Raw genomic sequence first — 23,417 nt, forward strand, 5'->3', positions numbered from 1 at the left:
ATGCGCCCTTATCTTGATCTCATGCGCCGCATTCTGGAAACGGGAGCGGACAAATCCGACCGGACCGGCACGGGCACCCGCTCGCTGTTTGGCGCGCAAATGCGCTTCGATCTCAGCGAAGGCTTTCCGCTGGTCACCACCAAGCGCGTCCATATCAAATCCATCGTCCATGAACTGCTATGGTTCATCGCCGGCGACACCAATATCCGCTATCTCAACGACAATGGCGTCACCATTTGGGACGAGTGGGCCGACGCAAAAGGCGATCTGGGGCCCGTCTACGGCCATCAGTGGCGCTCCTGGACGGGCGCCGACGGCCAGACCTTCGATCAGCTCAAGACGCTGCTCGCCGACATCAAGCGCAACCCTGATTCGCGTCGGCTGATTCTTTCAGCCTGGAACGTCGCCGATCTGCCGGCCATGAAACTGGCGCCCTGCCACTGCCTGTTCCAGTTCTACGTCGCCAACGGCCGCCTGTCCTGCCAGCTCTATCAGCGCTCGGCCGACATGTTCCTGGGCGTGCCGTTCAATATCGCGAGCTATGCTTTGCTCACCCACATGATCGCTCAGGTCAGCGGGCTTGAGGTTGGCGATTTCGTCCACACCTTCGGCGACGTGCATCTCTACAACAATCATTTCGAACAGGCCCGCCTGCAATTGTCGCGCGAACCGCGGCCGCTGCCGCGCCTGAAACTCAATCCGGCGGTGAAATCGCTGTTCGATTTCCACTATGACGACATTGCCTTCGAGAACTACGATCCGCATCCGCTGATCAAAGCCCCGGTGGCGGTGTGAACGCCGACAAATCCGGTTCCCTTCCCATCGTCCTGGTCGCCGCCGTCGCCCGCAACGGCGTCATCGGCGGCGACAACCGGCTGCTCTGGCGCCTGTCCACCGATCTGAAGCGCTACAAGGCCCTGACCTGGGGCAAGCCGATGGTGATGGGCCGCAAGACCTTTGAATCGATCGGCAAGGCCCTGCCCGGCCGCGAAACCATCGTCATTACCCGCAATGCCGATTTCGCCGCGCCCGGCGTCCTGACCGCCCCGACCCTGGAGGCGGCGCTCGACCTCGCCAGCACCCGCGCCGAGGCCATGGGCGCCGACGCCATCATCGTCGCCGGCGGCGGCGAGATTTACGCCCAGGCCATGCCATTTGCCACGCGGCTTGAAATCACCGAGGTCGACTTGGCCCCCCCAGGAGATACGTATTTCCCCGAGGTTGACGCCAGCGCCTGGCGTCTGGTCCAACGCATCGCCCATGGACCTGGCGGCCTGGAACTCGGCCCCAACGACCAGGCGCCATTTACCTTCGTCACCTACGAACGATCGTAAATCCGGCCTATACGTTGAAAACCAGCCCAATAGCGCTTATTTGCCTAGGGCTTTGCGCAGATTGGCCGCGTCCGCGGCGAGGGGAACGAAGGGAAATTCATGCCCTGGAATAATCAGAGCGGCGGGGGCGGACCCTGGCGTCCGAACAATAACCCAGGCCCGTGGGGACAAGGTCCGTCAGGCAGTGGCGGCCCCGGTGGCCCGACGCCGGATCTGGAGGAACTGCTGCGCCGCAGCCAGGATCGCCTGAAACAGGTGGTTCCGGGCGGCTTCATGGGCGGCGCCGGTTTCGCGCTCGTCGCCGCGGCTGCTGCGGCCATCTGGCTCGCCAGTGGCATTTACACCGTGCAACCCAACGAAGCCGGCCTCGAAATGGTCTTCGGCCGCTTCACCAACCGCACCGAGAACGGCCTGCGCTATAACTGGCCGGCGCCGATCGGCAGCGTCATCAAGCTGCGCGTCACCGACCGTAACAGCATCGACATCGGCTTCCGCACTCGCGAAGACCCGCGTCGCCCCAACAACCAGACCCAGAGCGACGTGCCCGAGGAAAGCCTGATGCTCACGGGCGATGAAAACATCGCCAACGTGAAATTCCGCGTCATCTGGCAGATCGACCCGACCAAGCCGGAAGAATATGCCTTCAACGTGCGCGACGTGCGCGAAACCATCAAGGCGGTTTCGGAAAGCGCCATGCGCGAGATCGTCGGCCGCACGCAGATCCAGAAGATTCTGACCGCCGAACGTAAGGTGATCGAACCGGCCGCGCAGGAACTGACCCAGCGCGTGCTCAACGATTACAAGGCCGGCGTACAGATCCTGCAGGTCCAATTGCTCTCGGTCGACCCGCCGGACCAGGTGATCGCCGCCTTCCGCGACGTAACCGCCGCGCAGCAGGATCTCGATCGTTTGCGCAATGAAGCCGAAGCTTATGCCAATCGCGTCGTGCCGGAAGCACGCGGTAGTGCCGCCCGCATCTTGCAAGAAGCGGACGCCTATCGCGAACAGACTGTCGCCGAAGCGCGCGGTCAGGCCTCACGCTTCACGCAGGTCTACGAGCAATATCGAAACGCTCCGGACGTGACGCGCGAACGTATGTATCTCGAAACCATGGAGCGCGTTTTGGCGGGCGCCAATAAGATCATCCTCGATCAGAGCGCCGGCCAAGGCCAGGGCGGCGTCGTGCCGGTTCTGCCGCTCGGCCAGTTGCTTGACTCCTCGACCGCATCGGGTGCCGCCACGCAGGCGCCCACGCAACCGCAGGGAGCCCGCCGATGAACCGCTCGATCTTCGGCTTCGCCGGCATCATCGTTCTCGTGGCCCTGGTGTTCGTCGGCTACAATTCGCTCTTCACGGTCAATCAGACCGAATATGCCCTGCTGCTGCGCTTCGGCGAGCCGGTTCCCGGCCGCGCCGTCGTCAAGGAGCCGGGCCTGCACTTCAAGGCGCCGTTCATCGAAAACGTCGTCTATTTCGACAACCGCATCCTCGACCTCGAAACGCCGAAGCAAGAGGTGCTCGCCTCCGACAACAATCGTATCGAGGTCGATGCCTTCCTGCGCTACCGCATCACCGACATCCTGCAGTTCTACCGTTCGGTGCGCACGATCAACGGCGGCAACAACCAGCTCTCGTCGATCTTGAACTCGGCGGTGCGCCGCGTACTCGGCGAATCCACCATGGTTCAACTGGTGCGCGACGACCGTTCCAACCTGATGCGGCGCATCCGCGAACAGGTGAACCAGGAATCGACCAGGTTCGGCGTCGAGATCAACGACGTGCGCATCCGCCGCGCCGACCTGCCGCCGCAGATTTCCGAACAGGTCTACCGCCGTATGCAGACGGAACGCGCCAGGGAAGCGGCCGACTACCGCGCCCAGGGCGCCGAGCAGGCGCAGCGCATCACCGCCAAGGCGGACCGCGACGTCGTCGTGCTGCGCGCCGACGCGCAACGCCAAGCTGACCAGACCCGCGGTGAAGGCGATGCGGAGCGCAACAAGATTTTCGCCGAAGCCTTTGGCAAGGACCCGAATTTCTTCGCGTTCTACCGCTCCATGCAGGCTTATGAAGCCGGCCTGAAGCCAGGCGAGACCCGCATGGTCATCAGCCCGACCTCGGAGTTTTTCCGCTATTTCAATCGTCCCAGCGGCGGGATGGCCGCTCCGGCAGCGCCCAAACCAGGCAATTGATATGGGCTTTCGCCCCATGACGATTGAGTAAGACAGCTGTTTCGGCGCAGACTTGAACTTCAAGTCTGCGCCGAATGTCCTATATGGGACTGACATTCCCGTGATCAGGCGGAAAAACGTCCGCTTTTCCGCCGGAATGTAAGGTAAAACAAAGGTCGGCCCAAAATTGAGAGGGGCCAATCGAGGAGAAGATGTCGATGACCAAACCGGTGATCTTGGCGAAAGGCACCTCTGCCCCGCGCTCCCTGGCCCCGCGCCTGCGGCGCGCCTCCGCGGCGCTGCTGCTCGCCCTCGGCGCAGGATCGGCCACCCTCGTACCCTTGGCGCCCGTCCCGGCCTACGCCCGCGCCACGCCGGAAAGCTTCGCGGATCTGGCGAGCCAGGTTTCCGACGCCGTGGTCAATATTTCCGTGTCCCAGGCCGTCGCCGACCGCCGCACCGGTCCGGGTCTCGGCCCGAACATTCCCCGCGGGACCCCCTTCGACGATCTGTTCGAGGAATTCTTCCGCCGCCGCGGCCAGGGCCAAGGCCAGGAAGACAACGGTCCGCAGCGTCCGCAGCGCCGCTCCAACTCGCTCGGTTCCGGCTTCGTCATCGATCCCTCGGGCATCGTCGTCACCAACAATCACGTGGTCGGCGATGCCACCGACGTGACGGTGATCTTCACCGACGGCAGCCGCCTGAAGGCGGAGATCATCGGCAAGGATTCCAAGAGCGACGTAGCCGTGCTGCGCGTGAAGCCGGAAAAGCCGCTCAAGGCGGTGAAGTTCGGCGACAGCAACAAGACCCGCGTCGGCGACTGGGTGATGGCGGTCGGCAATCCCTTCGGCCTCGGTGGCACGGTGACCGTGGGCATTCTCTCGGCGCGTAACCGCAACATCAACAGCGGTCCCTACGACGACTATCTGCAGACCGACGCCTCGATCAATCGCGGCAATTCCGGCGGTCCGCTGTTCAACATGGACGGCGAAGTGATCGGCGTGAATACCGCGATCCTGTCGCCCTCGGGCGGCTCGGTCGGCATCGGCTTCGCCTCGCCCTCCAACATCATCGCGCCGCTCGTCGAGCAGCTGCAGAAATTCGGCGAGACCCGTCGCGGCTGGCTCGGCGTCAAGATCCAGGCGGTCGATGACGATGTCGCCGACAGCCTTGGTCTCGGCAAGGCGCGCGGCGCGCTGGTCGCCGGCGTCGACGACAAAGGCCCGGCCAAGCCCGCCGGCATCAAGGCCGGCGACGTCATCGTCAAATTTGACGGCAACGAAGTAAAGACCTCCACCGACCTGCCGCGCATCGTCGCCAGCACCGCTGTCGGCAAGGAAGTCGACGTCGCCATTGTGCGCGGCGGCAAGGAGCAGACCCTGAAGGTGAAGCTCGGCCGCCTCGAGGATGGCGAACGTCAGGCTTCGCTGAACTCCGGCCGCAACGATGCCGTGCCGGAGCCCCGCACGACGACGCAAAAGGCGCTGGGGATGGAATTCTCCAACCTCAACGATGCCAACCGCACGAAATATTCGATCAAGGACGGCATCAAGGGCGTGGTGGTGACCAATGTCGATCCCAATTCGCCGGCCGCCGACAAGCGCATCCAGGCTGGCGATACGATCGTCGAAATCAATCAAGAAGCCGTCAATCAGCCGGCCGACGTGGCCAACAAGATGAAGACGGCGAAGGAACAGGGCCGCAAATCGGCGCTGTTCCTGGTCGCCAACTCCCAGGGCGAAGTGCGCTTCGTCGCGCTGCCGGTGGAATAAGCGCCACTCAAAACGAACCAAAACGGATCGCTCCGCGTGCCCTCACGCGGAGCAATTTTTTATTGTGGTTTCTTTATTGGACCTGGCCGGAGACGAATTCGTCGCGGCGATAGCCCTGGATGAACAGGAGCGCGGTGAGATCGCTATGATCGATGCGCGCATGGGCGGCTTCCGCCACCGCCGGCTTGGCATGGAAGGCGACGCCAAGCCCCGCTTCGCCCAGCATGGCGAGATCGTTGGCACCATCGCCGACGGCCATCGTGTCCTGGCGGGCGATGGAACGCGCATCGCGCAGTTCGATCAAGGAAGCCAGTTTCGCCTCGCGCCCCAGGATCGGCTCACGCACGAGGCCTGCCAGTTTGCCGTCTTCGACGATCAGCTCGTTCGAACGGTCTTCTTGGAAACCGATCATCTTGCCGATGCGCGTGGTGAACAGAGTGAAGCCGCCCGAGACCAAAGCGGTATAGGCCCCATTGGCGCGCATGGTCATCACCAGTTCGCGTCCACCCGGCGTCAAGGTGATGCGCTCGGCGATCACCTTATCGACCACGTCGGCGGACAGTCCTTTGAGCAGGGCGACGCGTTCCCGCAGCGCCGGCTCGAAGGCGATCTCGCCACGCATGGCGCGTTCCGTGATCGCCGCCACATGGTCCTTCATGCCGACGAAAGCCGCCAGCTCGTCGATACATTCCTGGCCGATCATGGTCGAATCCATGTCGGCGACGAACAGCTTCTTGCGGCGATGGCCGTTGCGCTGGCACACCACATCGATCGGCAGGCTCTTCATCTCCTGCGCCATATCCTCCGCATAGGAAGACACCAATTCGCGCTCGATGTCGGAATCGGGTTCGATGCGCGTGCCACCGAGGTCGAATGTGATATCCACGGCCTCGTCGGGCGCGAGCCAGGCCGCCACCGTGCCATGGGGCACGATACGGGCGGCCTTGCGCACGATGTCGGCGCTGAGGGCCTTGCTACCGGGTTTGGCGATCAGGGTTGCGATATAGGGTTCCACAGGGCATCCATCAGAGGAGCGACCGGAGTTGTCCGGCCCGCTACGGAGCAAAAATTTGGTTTCTGCCGTTCTCATCGCAGGCCCGACGGCAAGCGGCAAGTCCGCGCTGGCGATTTCCCTCGGGAGCCGCCTGGGCGGGACCGTGATCAACGCCGATTCCATGCAGGTCTACCGGGATCTGCGGGTCATCACCGCGCGCCCCACGGCCGAGGAGGAGGCGGCCCTGCCCCACCGCCTGTTTGGCCATGTCGATGCCGCCACCAATTACTCTACCGGCTTCTGGATCGCCGACGCCATCGCGACCATCAAGGCCGAGCGGGCGCAGGGCCGCCTGCCGATCCTGTGCGGCGGCACCGGGCTCTATTTCAAGGCCCTGCTGCGCGGCCTGTCCGACATCCCGAAAGTGCCCGATGACATCCGCGCCCGCGTGCGGGCGCAGGCCGAGGGGCTGCCGCCGGCCGTCCTGCATGAACGCCTCAAAGCGCTCGACCCGCTGACGGCGGCAGGCCTGCGCCCGAGCGACCCGCAACGCATCCTGCGCGCCCTGGAGGTGTTCGAAGCGACGGGCCAGCCGCTCAAGAGCTTTCAGGAGAAACGCGCCGCGCCTCTGCTCGATGCCGCGCAATGCCGCTGCATTTTCCTCGCGCCGGAGCGTGCCGAACTCTTCCACCGTATCGACCGGCGTTTCGACATAATGATGGAAGCGGGCGCTCTGGACGAAGTCAAAGCGCTCGCCGCCCGCGATCTCGATCCGGCTTTGCCCGCCATGCGCGCCCACGGCGTGCCTGGGCTCATCGCTTATTTACGAGGACTGGCGACACGCGAAGACGCGGTCGCCAAAGGCAAGCTCGACACGCGCCATTATGCGAAGCGCCAGTTCACCTGGTTCCGTCACCAGCTTCCCGAGTTTGAATGGATGAGCGTCGAGGCGGCGCAAGGGCTCATGCTGTAGTTTCAATCGCCCGCGCACTGCGTCGAAGTCACCGCCTCCAAACGGCCGGGGATCGAGGCATTGCGGCTGAAGCCACCGACTGGCGCGGAGACTTTCCACGTTCCATTCATCGTCAGCGTGCCACCTGTATCGGAGACCGTCTGCGTATAGCTGCCGCCGCCCGACCAGGGCACGCCACCCGCCGAGCCACCGAGCGAAAAAGCGCCGCCAGTCTCGCCGGACGGCGTGAACGTATAACGCTGCCCCGACATCTTGCCCTTGGGGCTGAGGCTGAACGGCTTGGTGAGATCGCAGATCATATGATCGATCACCAGATCGTGGGCGCTCACGGTGTAATGATACACTTTCTTCTTGCACAGTTGATCGACGAGATCGGCGGCAATCTTGTCAGCCGTTTCGATGAGATTGCTGTTCTTGACGTTGCCCTCAAGCCACGCGACCGTCTTGCCAGTCACCAGATTGGTGACGTCAAGCACATAGTCGAGACCACCGTCGTTATCGAAGCCGGCCGCGCCATTGACCGCGTCGGAGACGACGACCTTGCTCTGTGAAAGGCCATTCTTCTGCGAATACCCTTTGTTCTGCAGCATCTCTTCGGTCTGACGCCCTCTGATCGCCTCTTGACTGACATCGACAGCCTTGACGTCGCAGCGGCCGTTGCTCTGCGCCTTCTCCACCGCCGCCGCGATCGCCGAGCGCAGCGCATTCTCGAAACTGGCGACCTGGCCCGGCGCCGTATCACCTGGGTTCATCACCAGGACGGAGCCCATAGCCATACGAATTTCCGCCGTCGCGGGCATGGCCAGGACCATCATCCCCACCAACGCCCAAAGCCCATTCCGAACCACCATCATCGCTGAGCCCCGCCTTCGCCCCGTCGGCGCAAATCATCTTCGCATCCGCAAACATTTTCAACTGGCCTGGGCCGACCTTGACCATTGACGGCCCCGGCGCGCGGGGCTCTACTTCGTTCAGACGATGAGGAGAGAACGCCATGAAGCAGCCCGCTGGTCGCTCGACATTCCGCTGTGACGCCATTGCCCCCACCCTCGGTCGCCGTCATCTCCTCCTCGCCCTGGCCGCCCTGCCCTTGCTCGCCCGTCGCGCGCGCGCCGAGCAAGGTCTGAAAATCGGCACGCTCGTCGATGCGCAGGGTCATGCCAGCGCGCAAGCCGTTGCGGCCAATGGCCAATCCATTACCCTGCGCGGCTATTACGCCCCGACGACCGCCGACGGCCGCTTCGATCTCTACGAAGGCCCCGCCGCCCCCTGCCAACTCTGCGGCATGATCCACGATGCCGGCACCAATATCAGCGTCGAAGCCGAGGCACCGGCCGATGCCGCCATGACAAAAATGATCGAAGTGACCGGCCGGCTCGCGGCCACGGCCGGAGAGCCGCCGCGCCTCATCGCCGCCACCGCCTCCGTCGCTTAATCTCAAAGGCCCATCCCATGCCCCGCTTCATGGCTCACCTGAGCATTGGCGTGTGTGCGCTCGCGCTTACAATCTTCACCGCGCAAGCACAGAACGCCGACACGATCCTGCGTAATGGCAAGATTTATACGGTCGACAAGGATTTCCGCACCGCCCAGGCCGTGGCCATTCGCGACGGCCGCATCAGCGCCGTCGGCGACGATGCAACCGTGATGAAGGAGGCCGGGCCGACGACGCAGATCATCGATCTCGCCGGCCGCACGGTCATCCCTGGCCTCACCGACACCCACCTGCATCAATCCTTCGCCGCCACCAACCTGCCAGCCGTCCAGCTCATCGAGGCCCGCTCGGTCGCCGACGTGCAACAGCGCATCGCCGAGCGCGCGGCACAAACACCTGCCGGCCAGTGGATCGTCGCCTCCTCCGGCTGGCACGAAAGCCTGCTGTCCGAAGGCCGTCTGCCGACCCGTTACGAACTCGACAAAGCCGCGCCCGACAATCCGGTGATCATCCCGCGCGGCGGCCATGTGGTGACCGTCAACAGCAAGGCGCTGGAACTCGCCGGCATCACCAAGGAGACGAAGAACCCCGCCGGCGGTGTGATCGTGCGCGATCCCGCGACCGGCGAAGCGACCGGCGTTCTCCTGGAATCCGCTGCCTATTTCGCCCGCAAGGTGCAGCCGCCGCCCCCGCCGCCCGAACGCTTTCTCGAACTTCTGAAAGCGCAAATGCAGCAGTTGAATGCGCTCGGCATTGTCGGCGTGGTTGAACCGGGCATCGACGAGCGGATCGCCGGCCTCTACCAGCGCCTGCGCGAAAGCGGCGACATGACAGTGCGCACCGACCTGCTGTATCGCGCGACAAGCCTCGAACAGGTGCAAAAAGGCCTCGCCATGCGCGAGATGAAGAACGACGACATGCTGCGCTTCGTCGGCTTCAAATTCCTGCTCGACGGCGGCGTCGAAGGCGCCCGCCTGCGCGAGCCCTATCAGATCGTTCCCGGCGAACAGCCGGACAAAGACTACCGCGGTCTCCTCCTGCTGCCGCCCGGCGGCGAGGACGAATGGTCGAAAGCCCTGCAACTCATCGCCGAAGCGGGATTGCAGACGCAGACCCATGCGGTCGGCGACGAAACCATCGACGTCGTCGTGCGCAATTACGAGAAGGTCAATGCTGCAAGGCCCATCCGCGATCTGCGCTGGACCGTGATGCATATCTTCCTGCCAAGCGATGCCGCGCTCAAAACCATGAGCAGCCTCGGCATCATGGCGACCGTGCAGGACCACGCCGTCCTCCTCGGCCACAACCAGCGGCGCTGGTGGGGCGATGCGCGTGCCGCCTACGCCATCCCGATCCGCAAGATCCTCGATGCCAAAATCATGACCGGCGGCGGTTCCGACGGGCCTGTCGTGCCATTCGATCCCTTCCAATCCATGTGGTGGATGACGACCCGCCAGACCTTGAACGGCTATGCGCTGGGCCCCGAACAGGCGATCACGCCGCGCGAGGCACTGACGCTCTACACCATCAACAATGCCATTCTCATGGGTGTGGAAAAGGAACGCGGTTCCATCGAGACGGGCAAACTGGCCGATATCGTCGTCCTGTCGAAAGACATTCTGGCGATCCCGCCGGCGGAAATCCGCGACACCAAGGCGCTGATGACTTTGCTCGGCGGCAAAGTGGTGCACCGCAGAGAGATATAGACTCTAACAGGATGTTGAAAAACCTTGGTGTCATCCCCGACAGCCGCACAGCGGCTGGGCGGGGATCCAGGGCGAGTGGTAGAACGCCGGCGAAACGATCCTGCTGCATTCATGCAACGTTGTACCGCTCGCCCCTGGATTCCCGCTCGCGCCTGCGGCGCGTCGGGAATGACACGGAGAGTTGCGCAACAGCCTGCTAAGCCGCTTCTTCCTGAGCCAGAAGAGCCGCCAACTGCCGCCGCACGCGGATGGCGCTGACATCGCCGACGCCGGACAATTCGCTGCGCGCATTGGCATAGCGATCGACCAATGGTTCGATCTTTTCGAGCGCTTCGACGTCTTCCTCGCGGGTCTTGATCACCGCCGTACGCAGCCAGTCATCGAACTCGACTGAGTCCAACCGCACATTGCGGACGATGCCGCTGAAATCGTGGGTCGCGTGCGGACTGGCTGGCGTGACGCCCTGCAAATGATTTGAAATGCCGAGCAGTCGGCGCGCCCCACGGCTCGCCGCGGTATGAAAGCGCAAGAAGGTGACGATGAGTCCGGGTCCATGGAAGATCGAGCCGATTTCGATATCGAGCGGCTCGACATTCTCCGGAAAAGCTTGCCGCGCATAGGGCATGTCCGCACTCTGATCTGTCATCATGCGAATGCAGCGAATCCGCTCATCGGCTTCATCCGACGGCGCGGTATCGCCCGCAGCCGGAGCTTCAATCGTCTTGAGATGCAGAAAGCCGACGTGGCTCAGGTCCATCACATTATCGATAACCAGCGACCAGCGCGCCTTGATGCTGGTAAGACCGTTGTCGACTGTCTTCCAACCTGATACCCCCATGCCAATCTCGGCTAGCGCCGGCATCAAGTCCGGATCGGCTTGTTCCGTGCGCCCCATCCATATCCAGATAGCGCCACCGCGTTCGATCAGCGGATAGATGCGCTGACGAAAATTGCGCGGCAAAGAATCCTGCGCCGGAATACGCACGCAGGCGCCCTGCGGATTATAGGTGAAGCCGTGATAGGGACACATGATGTCGTCGCCGATCAGCCGCCCATCCCTGAGCGGATGGGTGCGATGCGGACACAGTCCAAACATCGCCACCGGCTCGCCATTTTCCTTGCGGTAGAAGACAATCGGCTCGTCCATGATCGTGCGCTCGAACGGCTGCCGGCTGATCTCCTGGCCCCAGGCCGCCATATACCAGGCGTTGCGGATATAGGGCCGGTCTGAATTGAACGGATACATGCCGCCTCCCCTCAGGCCCGGCGTTCCTGCGCGATCAGGCGCTCGATGATGCGACGCGCCCGCAACGAGCCGCCATCGACCTTGAGATCAAGCTCCGGCGGATAGCCCGGCTCATAGGCCGTGATGATTTCCTCGATCGCTTCGCTGGCATCGATGTCTTCGGTGAAGACTCTGGGGGCGCCTTCGCGCCACAGCCGGCTGACCTCTTCATCCTCGGTGCGATAGTTGCGCGTGATCGCCCAGAAATAGTGAGCGCTGTGCGCCCGCTCCGGCGTGATGCAGTGAATGGCCTTATGGCTGAACACCTGCGCGCCCGCTTGCCCCGTCGCCTTGGCATCGAGATGGGTGATGTGAAAGCCGGGCGCGATGAACTCTGCCACCTGATGCCGGTCGATACGTCCGTCAAGCCCCATGGCGCGGATGAACATCGGCGGCGATATGGCATTGTTCATGTCGCGAGTGACTCGCACCGAACGCTCGTCGAACTCCATGCTCGTCGGCGCGCTCACCACATCGTCGGAACCGATGGAGCCGGGATGCAAATAAGAAAGATGCGACAGATCGAGAAGATTCTCGTTCAGCAATTGCGCTCTTGCTTTCATGTGCAAGGTGCCGCGCACGACCTTCCATTTGGGATCGTCCAGCCAGGGGTGGCCTGGGATCATGCTTTTGTCAGCGGCATTCTCCTCCCCCATCCAGATCCACAGCAGTCCACCGCTCTCCACCAGGGGATAGCGATGGACCCGGCATTTCTCCGGAATGCTGCTTTGTGAGGGAATCTCCACCGCACGCCCGTCATTCGCATAAAGAATGCCATGGTAGGAGCAACGCACATTGTCGCCCTGCAGGAAGCCCTTGCTAAGCGGCATCTGCCGATGAATGCAGCGATCGGCCAAAGCCACGGCCGTATTGTCTTGCGTGCGATAGAAGCAAATCGGCTCGCCCAGAATCCAGCGCGACTTCAAATCGCATCCGAAATCCTCGGCATGACCGGCGACGTACCATTGGTTCTTCGGAAATTCCAACGGATAGCCAGGCTTCGTGGCGTGCGTAGCAACATTCATCGGATGCCCTTTCAGAGGCGTTTTCTCATGACGATTTCTAATGACGCTCTCTCTAATGACGCTCCTGGGCCGACGAGGAGAAGAACTCCTCGTTGTAAGGACTGCGGTAGAGCGTCCCCAGGAAACTGATGACCACCATGGCCGCGACATAGAGGGCGATCGCCATCGACGAGCCGTAATAGGCATAGAGCGATGTGGCGATCACCGGCGCGATACCGCCGCCCAGAATGGCGCCGACATTGGCGACGATGGAAATACCGCTGAAGCGCATCGACGGCGGAAACAGCGCCGCGATCAAGGCGGACTGCGCGCCCAACATGCCCGCGATCACCACGGCCGTCACCGAATAGGCCAGGATCATCGCCGGAATGCTGGTGCTGTCGACCAGCCAGAAGAACGGAATGGCCCACAGGATGCCGACCGTTGCCGCCAGCAGATAGACTTTCCGCACGGTGAAGCGATCGGAGAAGTAGGCGAAGATCAACGTCGTCAAAAACCAGATCGTCGCCGCCAGCAAAGTGAAATCGAGCATCCGGTTGCGCGGCAGTTTCAACACCGACGTGCCGTAGGACGGCATATAGACGAGCACGAGATAGCCAAGCGTCGTCGAGCCGATGATGGTCGCCGTGCCGGCGATCAGGGCCAGCGGATGTTCCATGATGACGGCGATCAACGGCGAGCGCGCGATTTCTCGCTTCTGTTCCATCTTCGCGAACACCGGGCTTTCCGAAATGGTCATGCGCACGACGAAGCCGACGACGATGAGGATCGCCGACAGCAGGAACGGAATGCGCCAGCCCCAGCTCTGGAAAGCTTCACTCGGCAACCAGGAGCCGACGGCGATGAAGGCCAGAACGGAAAGAATGATGCCGGCAGGAATACCCATCTGCGGAAAGGCGCCATAGACCGCACGCTTGCGCGGCGGCGCATGTTCGACCGCCATCAGCACGGCGGCCCCCCATTCGCCACCGACACCGAAACCTTGCAGCAGGCGCAGCAGAACGAGAAGGATCGGCGCGGCGATGCCGATCGATTCATAGTTTGGCAGAAGACCGATCAGCAGGGTCGACACGCCCATGATGGCGAGCGTCAGCACCAGCATCGGCTTGCGCCCGATGCGATCGCCGAAATGCCCCATGACCGCGCCGCCCAAAGGCCGCGCGATGAAGCCGACGCTGAAGGTGGCCAAGGCGGCCAGCGTACCGGCGAGCGGCGAGACATTCGGGAAAAACTGCGGCGCGAACACCAAGGCAGCGGCGGCGCCGTAGATGAAGAAGTCATACCACTCGATGGTGGCGCCGACCAAACAGGCCGCGAGGATGCGACGCCGCTCAGAGTTTGAAACGGTCTGCGGCTTGTCCGCATCCATGGGCAAAACGGTCGCTGTACTGGTCAAGGCTCCCTCCCTCATTTGGCCGGCCGGGCCGGCGGGCGCGCGCGCCCTCATCTCCCGCACAACTCCGACTTCGCCCCTTCCCTGGGCGACCCGGCCAACCTCGTCCCTCAACGATGATTGACACATTATCGGACGTTATGTATTGTTATTGTGTCTTCGACTCTTTCTAAATGTCAACCGGGGGCCGTGGAAAAGCAGATGACCAAGCCGGATGCCGCGCCGACGCCAAACGATCGGGCCATGACTCTCGATCGCGGTTTGCAAGTGCTGAAACTGCTGGCGGCCAGCGAACAGGATTTGTCGGTGGCCGAAATCGCCCGCGCCGCAGGGCTGCATCGGCAGGCGGTTTATCGGCTGCTCGGCACGCTGGTGGATCATGCGCTGGCGGTGCAATCGAGCCCCGGCCGCTATCGCCTTGGCTTCGGCACGCTCAATCTCACCGGCTCACTCGTGCCGCGCTTGCAGGATGTCATCCGCCCGCACATGCGCGCTTTGGCCGAAGCCTGCCGCGCGACGGCCTTCTACTTCGTGCGCGAAGGCGATGAAGCGGTGGTGGTGCTGTTGACGCCGCCGCAAACGACCGACGTGCATCTCACCTTCAGCCAGGGCGCGCGCTATCCCTTGAATCGCGGCGCTGGCGGCGTCGCCATTCTGGCAACACGCGAACCTGGCCCGCTCGAAACCGACGATGTCAGAGAAGCGCGGCGCACCGGCGTCGCCGTCACCGCCGGCCAGTTGCATCGCGGTGCCGTCGGTGTCGCGGCGCCTCTCCTCTCGCAATCCTGGATGCGCGTCGACTCCAGCATCGGCGTCGCCACGGTGAGCGACGGCGCCGATCTCGAACAGATGAAACAAGCCGTTCTCGCCGCCGCCGACACGATCAACCGCGAGTTCAGCATCTATTCGCCATCGGGGCAGAACCCCTATGCCCTTATCCCCGAGCCATCATCCGGCAAAGCCGCCTGATTCAAGAAACGCCCGTTCCTCAGCGGTTGTTTCACGCCCCAGACTGCTGTTGCGATGGGGAAAGCGGCCGAAGCGTTCGATGATCTCCTGGTGCTCCAAAGCGAACTTGTGATTGTTCTCAAGGCCCGGCCGCGCGCAAAGCCGCGTGCACAGAACCTGATCTTCCAGCGCTTCGGAATGCATGAACGGCAGATAGAAAAACGCTTGCAGCGGCTCGGCCACCTGACGATCGAATCCGCGCGCCAGCGCTTCGCGCGCGATCTGGCGGGCCAGACCATCGGTGGCGAAGGCATGCGCCGAATTGCGAAACAGATTGCGCGGAAACTGATCGAGCAGGAGCAGCAAGGCCAAGGCGCCTTCCGCGCTTTGCGCCCAATCGCTCAATTCGCAACGCGCGGCCGCCTCATGCGCGTTGAGAAAGCGCGCCTTGATCGCCGCGTCGAAAGCATCATCCTTGGCAAACCATTTGTCCGGCCCGGCATTCAACCAAAACCGCACGACATCTGCCGGTTCGATATTCATCATCCTGTCTCCAGTGGTGCCCGTTCTTGCAGGGGTTTATAGGATGGCCGACCACCGCGGAGCCAGCCTTGACTGACAGCACCTTCACCAACGGCCATCTGGCGCCCGACGCGCCGGCCATCAATTTCTTCAATCTCGTCTGGTGCGCCCTGGCGCTGATGGTGATGATCGGCGTCATCGCGTCGGGCAATCTCTGGGCCCTGGTCTTCCTGCATATTTTCGCTGGCGGCTTGTGGACCGGCATCGATCTGTTCATGGGGTTCGTCGTTGGGCCGATCCTGCGGCGCACGCCGTTCGAAACCCGGCGCGCCGTGCTGACGCGCCTGACGCCGCGCACGATTTTCATCATGCCGGTGTTGTCCATCGTCACCGGTACCACCGGCTGGTTCCTCGCCAAGGCCATGGGATACCTGGATACCCCATGGCCGGCCTATGGCTGGGTCGCCGCGGCGCTCGCCATCGTCACCATCCTGACCATCCAGGGGATCGGCCTGCTCCTGCCGACGCAAATCCGCGTTTACAGAGAATTGCGCAAACCCAACCCCGATCCGGCCCATATTGCCGCCATATCGCGCAATTACTTCTATCTGATCGCCAGCCAGGGGGTGTTGCAGGTGGCGATCATGGTCATCATGGCGCGGTTTCGCATGGGGCTGTGAGGGAGCTGGGGCTTGAGTATCAGCCATTCGACATTCCCGGCTCGACACCCCACATTTGTACTGATTGATTCGTGAAAAATGGCCGTGAGTCCGGCCTCGCGATGACCCCTGAGATTTGCCGCAGAGCTTGAACCTTGGCCGACCCTTTTTCCTTCGACGATGCCGACGAGCCCGATTTCTCCCGTGTGCCGACGCCGCGCGCCGGGGGCATCGCCGCCCGTGCCCAAGCAGCCGTCCAAGCCGCCATGGGCGTGCCGCGCTATGTCGAAGCCCTCAATCCCGAACAGCGCGCCGCCGTGGAAGCCATGGACGGGCCGGTTCTGGTGCTGGCGGGCGCCGGCACCGGCAAGACCCGCGTTCTGACCACGCGCATCGCCCATATCATTGCCACCGGCCGTGCCCGCGCCCACGAAATCCTCGCCGTCACTTTCACCAACAAGGCGGCGCGCGAGATGAAGGAACGTGTGGCCGCACTCGCCGGCCCCGTCGCCGAGGGCATGCCCTGGCTCGGCACGTTCCACGCCATCGGCACCAAGATTCTGCGCCGCCATGCCGAACTCGTCGGCCTGAAGTCCGGCTTCACCATTCTCGACACCGATGACCAGATCCGCCTGCTGCGCCAGGTCATCCAGTCGGAAAATATCGACGATAAACGCTGGACGCCGCGCGCCCTCGCCATCCAGATCGACAATTGGAAGAACCGCGGCCTTGGCCCGGCGCAGGTGCCGGCCGGCGAAGCGGAAGCTTTCGCCAATGGCAAGGGCCGCCACCTCTATCAGCTCTATCAAGAGCGGCTGAAGATTCTCAACGCCGCCGATTTCGGCGACCTGCTGCTCGAAGGCCTGCGCCTGCTGCGCGAGAATGCCGATGTTCTCGCCGACTATCAGCGCCGCTTTCGCTACATTCTCGTCGACGAATACCAAGACACCAACACGGTCCAATATCTGTGGCTGCGCCTGCTGGCGCAAGGCACGCCGGATCGTCCGCGCAACATCTGCTGCGTCGGCGACGACGATCAGTCGATCTACGGCTGGCGCGGCGCCGACGTCGACAACATCCTGCGTTTCGAGAAGGATTTTCCCGGCGCCACCGTCATCCGCCTCGAACGCAACTATCGCTCGACCGCGCATATCCTCGCCGCCGCCGCCCATCTCATTGCCCATAACGAAGGCCGGCTCGGCAAAACCCTGTTCACCGATGGCGAGGATGGCGAGAAGCCGACAGTTGCCGGCGTGTGGGATTCCGAAGAAGAAGCCCGCACCATCGGCGAAGACATCGAGCAGTTGCAGCGCCAGGGCCAATCGCTGGACGAAGTGGCGATCCTGGTGCGAGCGTCCTTCCAGATGCGCGAGTTCGAAGAACGCTTCATCACACTCGGCCTGCCCTATAAAGTGATCGGCGGTCCGCGCTTCTATGAGCGCGCCGAAATCCGCGATGCATTGGCTTATCTACGCTGCGTCGCGCAGCCGGCCGACGATCTCGCCTTCGAACGCATCTTCAACGTGCCCAAGCGCGGGCTCGGCGATGCCACTTTGCAGGTGCTGCACGATCACGGCCGCCGACAGAAGATTCCGCTGATGCAGGCGGCGCGCGAATTGATCGAAACCGAAGAGCTGAAGCCAAAGCCGCGCCAAACCATTCGCGCTTTGATGGATGACTTCACCCGCTGGTCGTCGCTGATCGACAGCAAGCCGCACAACGAACTGGCCGAACAGATTCTCGAAGAATCCGGCTACACCGATATGTGGCAGAAGGATCGTTCGGCCGATGCGGCCGGGCGACTGGAAAACTTGAAGGAACTCGTGCGTTCGATGGAAGAATTCCCCGATCTCGGAGGCTTTCTCGAACACATCTCCCTGGTGATGGACGCGGAGAATAACGACACCGGCGAGCGCGTCTCGATCATGACGCTCCATGCCGCCAAGGGCCTGGAATTCGAAACCGTCTATCTGCCCGGTTGGGAAGAAGGCCTCTTCCCGCATCAGCGCTCGCTCGACGAACAGGGCCGCGCCGGCCTCGAGGAAGAGCGGCGGCTCGCCTATGTCGGCATCACCCGCGCCCGCCTGCGCGCCAAGATTTATTTCGCCACCAACCGCCGCATTCGCGGCCTCTGGCAATCGACGATCCCGTCGCGTTTCCTCGACGAACTGCCGGCCGCCCATGTCGACGTGGTCGATGGCGGACAAACGAGCTATGGCGGCTATGCCGCCTCGCGCTTCAACGCGGTTGAAACCTTCGGCTCCTCCTACAACACGCCGGGCTGGCAGCGGGCGCAGAAGAGCGGCGGTTTCAGCGAACGCGGCAAATCCACCTGGAACGCCTCGTCGAAACGTGGCCCGCAGACCATCGAAGGCGAACTCGTCGCCAAATCGAGTGCATCGTCGAGCTATGCCAAGGGCGCCCGCGTCTTCCATCAGAAATTCGGCTCGGGCACCGTCTCCGCCGTCGATGGCAACAAGCTGACTGTTGATTTTGATAAAGCCGGCCGCAAAATGGTGCTGGAAGGATTTGTCCAGGCCGCGTGACGGACGCCACCCAGTCATTGCGAACGCAGTGAAGCAATCAGGCGTCGAAGGTGTAGAGCCATGGGCACCAGTGGGCCGGCATGCACCACACGCCCGTAGACTGCTTCGTCGCTACGCTCCTCACAATGACGGAGAGGAACCCAACAGCTCTCAGGGCTTTGCGGGCGCCTGTTTCGTACAGGTCGCCGCCTTTTGCACGCAGGCAATGCCGACGGTCGAACATTGCGGCTTGCCGCTTGGGCCACGCGCGCAGATGTGACAGGCGTCGGTCCATTCGAGACACGACGGATTGCGGGCACCCCAGGCTTCGACGGGAAGCAAAGTCGGTTTCGGCATCGACGCAGGTCTCGGCGCATCGGCCAAGGCCGGCGCAATCGCCAAGACAAGAAAAAGGGCCGCTCGAATCATAACTCGCATGATAGACACGCGGCCCCTGTTCTGTCGCTCGCGAATTAGGCGAGGTGTTTTTTCAGAAAAGCCAGCGTGCGGCTCCAGGCGAGTTCCGTTTCCTGACGCGCGTGCGCCGACGTGCGCTGCTCGTTCACGAAGCCATGTTCGGCGTCATATCGATAAAGTTCGAAGGATTTTCCGGCCGCTTTCAGGCCGGCCTCGAAACCATTGACCGCCGCTGGCGTGCACCAATCGTCCGTATTGGCGAAATGGCACTGCAACGGAATCTTGACATCGGCCGGCTTCGCCACCGCCTCCGGCGGAATCCCGTAGAAAGGAACCGCGCAGGCGAATTCCGACACGCGGCAAGCCGCAAGAATGCTCACCGCACCGCCCATGCAGAAGCCAGTGATCGCCACCTTCGAGCCGAACCCTTGCAGGAACTGCGCCGCGCCGCGCACGCTCTGATCGACCGCATCGAGGAAATTCAGCGAACCCATCTGCTTTCCGGCCGCTTCCCGGTCGTGATAGGGCACGACCACGCCGCCATAGAGATCGGGCGCCAGGGCATTGTAGCCGGCAGCGGCGAAACGATCGGCGATGCCGGTAATCTGGTCCTGCAACCCCCACCATTCCTGGATCACGACGACGCTGGGGGCGTTCGGCGCGCCGGCGGCAACGAAATAACCCGAGGCTTCCTTGCCATCCGGTCGCTTCCAACTGATCCTGGTCCCCATCGGCCACTTCCTCTCATATTTTCTCGCCACGACGGCGCTATATCGCAAGTGTCATAGCATCGGCCAACGGCCGCCGTCGAGACGGGGTATCCCTGGGTGGAGCACGTTCCCTGAGCAAATTCCCTGTGCTACACAGCGCTATGCTCGAAGGACTACCTCCCAATAATGCTGCCCACCGTATGCGACTTGTCTGTGACGAGACGCAGGCCCGCGCCATCGCCGATCTGATCGTCGAAATGTTCGATCCGGCGGATGCCGCCGCATCGGCCTTCGAATTGGAAGAGAACACGAAGGAGTGGAAGAGCGGCGACTGGATCGTCGAAGCCTATTTCGGCGATCCGCCGGACGAGGATTATGTGCGCTCGCTGGTCGAAACTGTCGCCGGCGCGGACGCGGCGAAAGCCGTCGTCTTTTCGCTCATCGAGCAGCGTGACTGGATCGCCGCTTCGCTCGAAGGCCTGGCGCCCGTGCGCGCCGGCCGTTTCCTGGTTCACGGCTCGCATGATCGCGGCAAAGCCGCCCCTAATGACATCGCCTTGGAAATCGAAGCGGCGCTGGCCTTCGGCACCGGCCATCACGGTACGACGCGCGGCTGCCTGCTGATGCTCGACTGGGTGTTGAAGCGCCGCCGCCCGAAGGACATTCTCGACGTCGGCACCGGCACCGGCGTGCTCGCACTGGCCGCCGCGCGCGCCTTGCGCCAGCCGATCATGGCCGGCGATATCGATCCGATCGCCGTGGAAGCCACCAAGGCCAATGCCGTTCTCAACGGTGCCCGCCCCTGGGTCGAGGCGTTCACGGCGCGCGGCGTCCTGCATCCGTCGCTGCGCATGTCCGGCCCCTATGATCTGATCTTCGCCAACATCCTGGCGCGGCCGCTGCGACAGATGGCGCCCGACATCGCCGCCGTCGCCACCGACGATGCCGAAATCATCCTGTCCGGCCTTCTCAGCCGCGACGTACCCGGCGTTCTCTCCTCTTATGGTGCGCAAGGCTTTGCTCTGGTGCGCCGTATCGATCTCGAAGGCTGGGCCACTCTGCTCATGCGCGTTGGCGGCCCCAAGCCGACGAAGCGCCCGTTCGTCCGCAAGGCTCATTGGCCCCCATAACAAATCTGGCGAAGCGCATCATGTTTGAAAGCCTCTATCAGACCTTCACCGAGAGCGCCGATCCGACGCAGGGAAAACCGAGGCTCGCGGCTCTGCGCACCGAACTGGCAAAACGTGGTCTCGACGGTTTCATCGTGCCGCGCACCGACGACTATCAGAACGAATATGTGCCAGCCTCCGCCGAACGGCTCGCCTGGCTCACCGGCTTTACCGGCTCGGCCGGCCTCGCCATCGTCCTGAAGGATCGCGCCGCGATTTTCGTCGACGGCCGCTATACGCTGCAGGTGAAAGACCAGGTCGATACGCGCCTGTTCGCGCCGCAACCCATCGCCGACATCACGCCCGCTCAGTGGCTCGTAAAGAATGTCGACAAGGGCATGAAGATCGGCTGCGATCCTTGGCTCACCACGTCGCAGACCTATGAAGCCTATGAGCGGGCTTTGCGCCAGGCCGGCGCCGAACTCGTCGCCGTCGACGACAATCCGCTCGATACGGTCTGGTACGATCGCCCGCCGGAACCGCTCGGCGCCATTCGCCTGCATCCGAAAAAATTCACCGGCACCGACGCCAAGCAGAAACTCAATCGCATCGTCGCCGCGCTCGACAAGGGCGAAGCCCTGGTCGTCACCAATCCGCACAATGTCGCCTGGGCCTTCAACATTCGCGGCAGCGATGTCGGCCACACGCCTTTGCCCTTGAGCCGCGCCATCATCAGCAAGGACGGCAGCCATCTTTTCGTCGACGAGCGCAAGCTCGATCCCAAGACGAGGGACAGCCTCGCCAAACTGGCGGTCATCGAAAATCCCGCGCAATTGCGGCAGAGCTTGTCGCGCTTTGGCCGCGATGGCGCCAGCGTGCGCTTCGATGCTGGCAGTGCGCCCGCCGCTTTGATCAATGCCTTGAAATCGGCCGGTGGCCGGGCCGTGGTCGGCGAAGATCCGATCACGCTGATGAAGGCTCTTAAATCCAACGCGGAAATTGCCGGCACACGCGCCGCGCATTTGCGCGATGGCGCGGCAGTGGCAAGTTTCCTGGCCTGGTTTGACGAAGCCGCACCCAAAGGGCGCCTCAGCGAAATCGATGCAGTGGAGGCTCTCGAAACCTTCCGCCGCCAGACCGGACAATTGAAGGACGTCTCCTTCCCGACCATTTCCGGCGCCGGCCCCAATGGCGCCATCGTCCACTATCGCGTGACGGAAAAGACCAACCGCCGCATCGGTCGCGGTCTGTTTCTCCTCGATTCCGGCGCGCAATATGAGGACGGCACCACCGACATCACCCGCACGATCTCGGTGGGCACGCCGACCAAGGAGATGCGCGCCTGTTATACGCGCGTGCTGAAAGGCCATATCGCCATTGCCACCGCCACCTTTCCCAAGGGCACAAGCGGCGCGCAGATCGATGCTTTCGCCCGTCAAGCGCTCTGGCAGGCCGGCCTCGATTACGATCACGGCACCGGCCACGGTGTCGGCTCGTTTCTTTCCGTGCATGAAGGCCCGCAGAACATTTCCAAGCGCGGCTCCTGCCCGCTCGAACCGGGCATGATCCTCTCCAACGAGCCCGGCTATTATCGCACCGGCGCCTTCGGCATCCGCATCGAAAATCTGGTGCTGGTCGAAGAACGCAAAATCCCCGGCGCCGAACGCGAGATGTATGGCTTCGAGACATTGACGCTCGTGCCCATCGATACGCGCCCGATCGACAAAAGCCTGATGTCCAGCGACGAAGTGCGTTGGCTCAACGCCTATCATCAGCGCGTGCGCAAAGCCCTCTCACCCTTGGTGAGCCCGGCCACACGCAAATGGCTGATCAAGGCCACCAAGCCGCTATAGGGGTTGGCGGGATCGCCAAACCCAAACCGATCAGGTCCGGCCTTTCGGCTGCGCCGGCTGCTTGGCCGTCTCGGCGATGCCCTGAGTCAAAATCTGGCGGAACGACCAGGAATCCTTGTCCACCGTGCCTCTGATATCATCGATCCGCCACCCGCCTTTCTCGCGGATGAGATCATAGCGCACGGTCATCGAATCCCGACCTTGCAATGTCGTGCGGAATTTCGCCGCGACGACGGCGCTCTTATCGTCTTCTTTCTCGCTGGTGATCGACAGACCGATGACGCTGGGATCTTGTGAATTGGTGATCGGATCGAAATCGATGATGACATCGCCCGTGCGCCGTTCCTCTTTCTGGGCACGATCGAACAGGGACGCGAGTTTGGCCGAGAAATAGCGGCCACGCATGCGCTTGTCCTGGACCGCGGTCGGGCCTTCATATTTGCCGTTCTTGCCGGCCGAGGCCTTGTAGATCGCCGTCACCACCTGCACCGGCGTTTCCGCAGTTTGCGCCGCTGCCATCCCGGCAGGGAGAAGCGCAGCGAGAACCCAACAAGCCCGGCGACGATCCATTGTGATCATGACGCTCCCC

General features: G+C 62.8%; 22 protein-coding genes. 13 read left to right on the forward strand and 9 right to left on the reverse strand.

Annotated elements, in window-relative coordinates:
- The 5 genes from OIM99_RS21270 (at window position 1) to OIM99_RS21290 (ending at window position 5,274) form a co-directional block, all read left to right on the forward strand.
- Window positions 1-795 carry a thymidylate synthase gene (locus tag OIM99_RS21270; protein ID WP_311852485.1) on the forward strand — a complete coding sequence of 265 codons (795 nt, stop codon included), beginning with the start codon at window positions 1-3 and terminating at the stop codon, window positions 793-795.
- Window positions 792-1,334: a dihydrofolate reductase gene (locus OIM99_RS21275; RefSeq protein WP_311852486.1), complete on the forward strand. Its 543-nt coding sequence runs from the start codon at window positions 792-794 to the stop codon at window positions 1,332-1,334. The genes OIM99_RS21270 and OIM99_RS21275 overlap by 4 nt, the downstream gene beginning before the upstream one ends.
- Window positions 1,335-1,433: 99 nt before the next feature.
- A complete protein-coding gene (gene hflK / locus OIM99_RS21280) occupies window positions 1,434-2,612 on the forward strand; it encodes an FtsH protease activity modulator HflK (protein WP_311852487.1) in 1,179 nt (392 codons plus the stop codon).
- Entirely contained in the window at window positions 2,609-3,523 is a 915-nt protein-coding gene (gene hflC / locus OIM99_RS21285; protein WP_311852488.1) for a protease modulator HflC, read from the forward strand. The genes hflK and hflC overlap by 4 nt, the downstream gene beginning before the upstream one ends.
- A gap of 197 nt (window positions 3,524-3,720) precedes the next feature.
- Window positions 3,721-5,274, forward strand: a complete 1,554-nt coding sequence (locus tag OIM99_RS21290; protein WP_311852489.1) for a DegQ family serine endoprotease — start codon at window positions 3,721-3,723, stop codon at window positions 5,272-5,274.
- A 73-nt stretch (window positions 5,275-5,347) separates the two neighbouring features.
- Here the strand turns inward: OIM99_RS21290 and serB are convergent, their stop codons facing one another.
- On the reverse strand, window positions 5,348-6,451 hold the full coding sequence (serB, locus tag OIM99_RS21295; RefSeq protein ID WP_409371545.1) for a phosphoserine phosphatase SerB: 1,104 nt from the start codon (window positions 6,449-6,451) through the stop codon (window positions 5,348-5,350).
- Between serB and miaA the strand changes: the two genes are divergently transcribed.
- Window positions 6,345-7,241 (forward strand): tRNA (adenosine(37)-N6)-dimethylallyltransferase MiaA, encoded by an 897-nt coding sequence (gene miaA / locus OIM99_RS21300; protein WP_311852491.1) that lies wholly within the window; start codon window positions 6,345-6,347, stop codon window positions 7,239-7,241. The genes serB and miaA overlap by 107 nt on opposite strands.
- A gap of 2 nt (window positions 7,242-7,243) precedes the next feature.
- Here miaA and OIM99_RS21305 read toward each other — a convergent pair whose 3' ends face one another.
- Window positions 7,244-8,017 carry a hypothetical protein gene (locus OIM99_RS21305; protein WP_311852492.1) on the reverse strand — a complete coding sequence of 258 codons (774 nt, stop codon included), beginning with the start codon at window positions 8,015-8,017 and terminating at the stop codon, window positions 7,244-7,246.
- 218 nt (window positions 8,018-8,235) lie between these two features.
- Here OIM99_RS21305 and OIM99_RS21310 point away from each other — a divergent pair, with 218 nt between their 5' ends.
- Together OIM99_RS21310 and OIM99_RS21315 are read left to right on the forward strand one after the other, a co-directional pair.
- Window positions 8,236-8,676, forward strand: a complete 441-nt coding sequence (locus OIM99_RS21310) for a hypothetical protein (RefSeq protein ID WP_311852493.1) — start codon at window positions 8,236-8,238, stop codon at window positions 8,674-8,676.
- Window positions 8,677-8,693: 17 nt separating this feature from the next.
- On the forward strand, window positions 8,694-10,382 hold the full coding sequence (locus tag OIM99_RS21315; protein WP_311852494.1) for an amidohydrolase: 1,689 nt from the start codon (window positions 8,694-8,696) through the stop codon (window positions 10,380-10,382).
- 196 nt (window positions 10,383-10,578) lie between these two features.
- Here OIM99_RS21315 and OIM99_RS21320 read toward each other — a convergent pair whose 3' ends face one another.
- Genes OIM99_RS21320 through OIM99_RS21330 form a run of 3 tightly spaced genes read right to left on the reverse strand, consistent with a single transcriptional unit; the run spans window position 10,579 to window position 14,088 of the window.
- Window positions 10,579-11,628 (reverse strand): aromatic ring-hydroxylating dioxygenase subunit alpha, encoded by a 1,050-nt coding sequence (locus tag OIM99_RS21320; RefSeq protein ID WP_311852495.1) that lies wholly within the window; start codon window positions 11,626-11,628, stop codon window positions 10,579-10,581.
- 11 nt (window positions 11,629-11,639) lie between these two features.
- Window positions 11,640-12,692: an aromatic ring-hydroxylating dioxygenase subunit alpha gene (locus tag OIM99_RS21325; RefSeq protein ID WP_311852496.1), complete on the reverse strand. Its 1,053-nt coding sequence runs from the start codon at window positions 12,690-12,692 to the stop codon at window positions 11,640-11,642.
- Window positions 12,693-12,744: 52 nt separating this feature from the next.
- Window positions 12,745-14,088, reverse strand: coding sequence for an MFS transporter (locus tag OIM99_RS21330; protein WP_311852497.1), 1,344 nt, complete (start codon window positions 14,086-14,088; stop codon window positions 12,745-12,747).
- A 198-nt stretch (window positions 14,089-14,286) separates the two neighbouring features.
- Here OIM99_RS21330 and OIM99_RS21335 point away from each other — a divergent pair, with 198 nt between their 5' ends.
- Window positions 14,287-15,054 carry a helix-turn-helix domain-containing protein gene (locus tag OIM99_RS21335; protein ID WP_311852498.1) on the forward strand — a complete coding sequence of 256 codons (768 nt, stop codon included), beginning with the start codon at window positions 14,287-14,289 and terminating at the stop codon, window positions 15,052-15,054.
- Here OIM99_RS21335 and OIM99_RS21340 read toward each other — a convergent pair.
- Complete coding sequence (locus OIM99_RS21340; RefSeq protein WP_311852499.1) at window positions 15,034-15,579, reverse strand: DUF924 family protein; 546 nt, start codon at window positions 15,577-15,579, stop codon at window positions 15,034-15,036. The two genes, OIM99_RS21335 and OIM99_RS21340, sit on opposite strands and share 21 nt — an antisense overlap.
- Before the next feature lie 65 nt (window positions 15,580-15,644).
- Between OIM99_RS21340 and OIM99_RS21345 the strand changes: the two genes are divergently transcribed.
- Window positions 15,645-16,235: a hypothetical protein gene (locus OIM99_RS21345; RefSeq protein WP_311852500.1), complete on the forward strand. Its 591-nt coding sequence runs from the start codon at window positions 15,645-15,647 to the stop codon at window positions 16,233-16,235.
- A 134-nt stretch (window positions 16,236-16,369) separates the two neighbouring features.
- Complete coding sequence (locus tag OIM99_RS21350) at window positions 16,370-18,760, forward strand: UvrD-helicase domain-containing protein (RefSeq protein ID WP_311852501.1); 2,391 nt, start codon at window positions 16,370-16,372, stop codon at window positions 18,758-18,760.
- 150 nt (window positions 18,761-18,910) lie between these two features.
- Here the strand turns inward: OIM99_RS21350 and OIM99_RS21355 are convergent, their stop codons facing one another.
- A complete protein-coding gene (locus OIM99_RS21355; RefSeq protein ID WP_311852502.1) occupies window positions 18,911-19,096 on the reverse strand; it encodes a hypothetical protein in 186 nt (61 codons plus the stop codon).
- A gap of 116 nt (window positions 19,097-19,212) precedes the next feature.
- Entirely contained in the window at window positions 19,213-19,887 is a 675-nt protein-coding gene (locus tag OIM99_RS21360; protein ID WP_311852503.1) for a dienelactone hydrolase family protein, read from the reverse strand.
- A 140-nt stretch (window positions 19,888-20,027) separates the two neighbouring features.
- Here OIM99_RS21360 and OIM99_RS21365 point away from each other — a divergent pair, with 140 nt between their 5' ends.
- Window positions 20,028-20,996: a 50S ribosomal protein L11 methyltransferase gene (locus OIM99_RS21365; protein ID WP_311853149.1), complete on the forward strand. Its 969-nt coding sequence runs from the start codon at window positions 20,028-20,030 to the stop codon at window positions 20,994-20,996.
- 20 nt (window positions 20,997-21,016) lie between these two features.
- Complete coding sequence (locus tag OIM99_RS21370) at window positions 21,017-22,828, forward strand: aminopeptidase P family protein (RefSeq protein ID WP_311852504.1); 1,812 nt, start codon at window positions 21,017-21,019, stop codon at window positions 22,826-22,828.
- Between the two features lie 30 nt (window positions 22,829-22,858).
- Here OIM99_RS21370 and OIM99_RS21375 read toward each other — a convergent pair whose 3' ends face one another.
- Complete coding sequence (locus OIM99_RS21375) at window positions 22,859-23,407, reverse strand: DUF3828 domain-containing protein (protein WP_311852505.1); 549 nt, start codon at window positions 23,405-23,407, stop codon at window positions 22,859-22,861.
- Window positions 23,408-23,417 lie beyond the last annotated feature (10 nt).

The sequence above is a fragment of the Methylocella sp. CPCC 101449 genome, assembly GCF_031921685.1.
Taxonomy (GTDB): domain Bacteria; phylum Pseudomonadota; class Alphaproteobacteria; order Rhizobiales; family Beijerinckiaceae; genus Terripilifer.

Coding starts and splice junctions, on each gene's coding strand:
- OIM99_RS21270 (WP_311852485.1), top strand. CDS start 1: ATGCGCCCTTATCTTGATCTCATGCGCCGCATTCTGGAAACGGGAGCG.
- hflK (WP_311852487.1), top strand. CDS start 1,434: ATGCCCTGGAATAATCAGAGCGGCGGGGGCGGACCCTGGCGTCCGAAC.
- hflC (WP_311852488.1), top strand. CDS start 2,609: ATGAACCGCTCGATCTTCGGCTTCGCCGGCATCATCGTTCTCGTGGCC.
- OIM99_RS21290 (WP_311852489.1), top strand. CDS start 3,721: ATGACCAAACCGGTGATCTTGGCGAAAGGCACCTCTGCCCCGCGCTCC.
- serB (WP_409371545.1), bottom strand. CDS start 6,451: ATGGAATCGGCGTTGATCACGGTCCCGCCCAGGCGGCTCCCGAGGGAA.
- OIM99_RS21305 (WP_311852492.1), bottom strand. CDS start 8,017: ATGGCTATGGGCTCCGTCCTGGTGATGAACCCAGGTGATACGGCGCCG.
- OIM99_RS21310 (WP_311852493.1), top strand. CDS start 8,236: ATGAAGCAGCCCGCTGGTCGCTCGACATTCCGCTGTGACGCCATTGCC.
- OIM99_RS21315 (WP_311852494.1), top strand. CDS start 8,694: ATGCCCCGCTTCATGGCTCACCTGAGCATTGGCGTGTGTGCGCTCGCG.
- OIM99_RS21320 (WP_311852495.1), bottom strand. CDS start 11,628: ATGTATCCGTTCAATTCAGACCGGCCCTATATCCGCAACGCCTGGTAT.
- OIM99_RS21325 (WP_311852496.1), bottom strand. CDS start 12,692: ATGAATGTTGCTACGCACGCCACGAAGCCTGGCTATCCGTTGGAATTT.
- OIM99_RS21335 (WP_311852498.1), top strand. CDS start 14,287: ATGACCAAGCCGGATGCCGCGCCGACGCCAAACGATCGGGCCATGACT.
- OIM99_RS21340 (WP_311852499.1), bottom strand. CDS start 15,579: ATGATGAATATCGAACCGGCAGATGTCGTGCGGTTTTGGTTGAATGCC.
- OIM99_RS21355 (WP_311852502.1), bottom strand. CDS start 19,096: ATGCCGAAACCGACTTTGCTTCCCGTCGAAGCCTGGGGTGCCCGCAAT.
- OIM99_RS21360 (WP_311852503.1), bottom strand. CDS start 19,887: ATGGGGACCAGGATCAGTTGGAAGCGACCGGATGGCAAGGAAGCCTCG.
- OIM99_RS21365 (WP_311853149.1), top strand. CDS start 20,028: ATGCTCGAAGGACTACCTCCCAATAATGCTGCCCACCGTATGCGACTT.
- OIM99_RS21370 (WP_311852504.1), top strand. CDS start 21,017: ATGTTTGAAAGCCTCTATCAGACCTTCACCGAGAGCGCCGATCCGACG.
- OIM99_RS21375 (WP_311852505.1), bottom strand. CDS start 23,407: ATGATCACAATGGATCGTCGCCGGGCTTGTTGGGTTCTCGCTGCGCTT.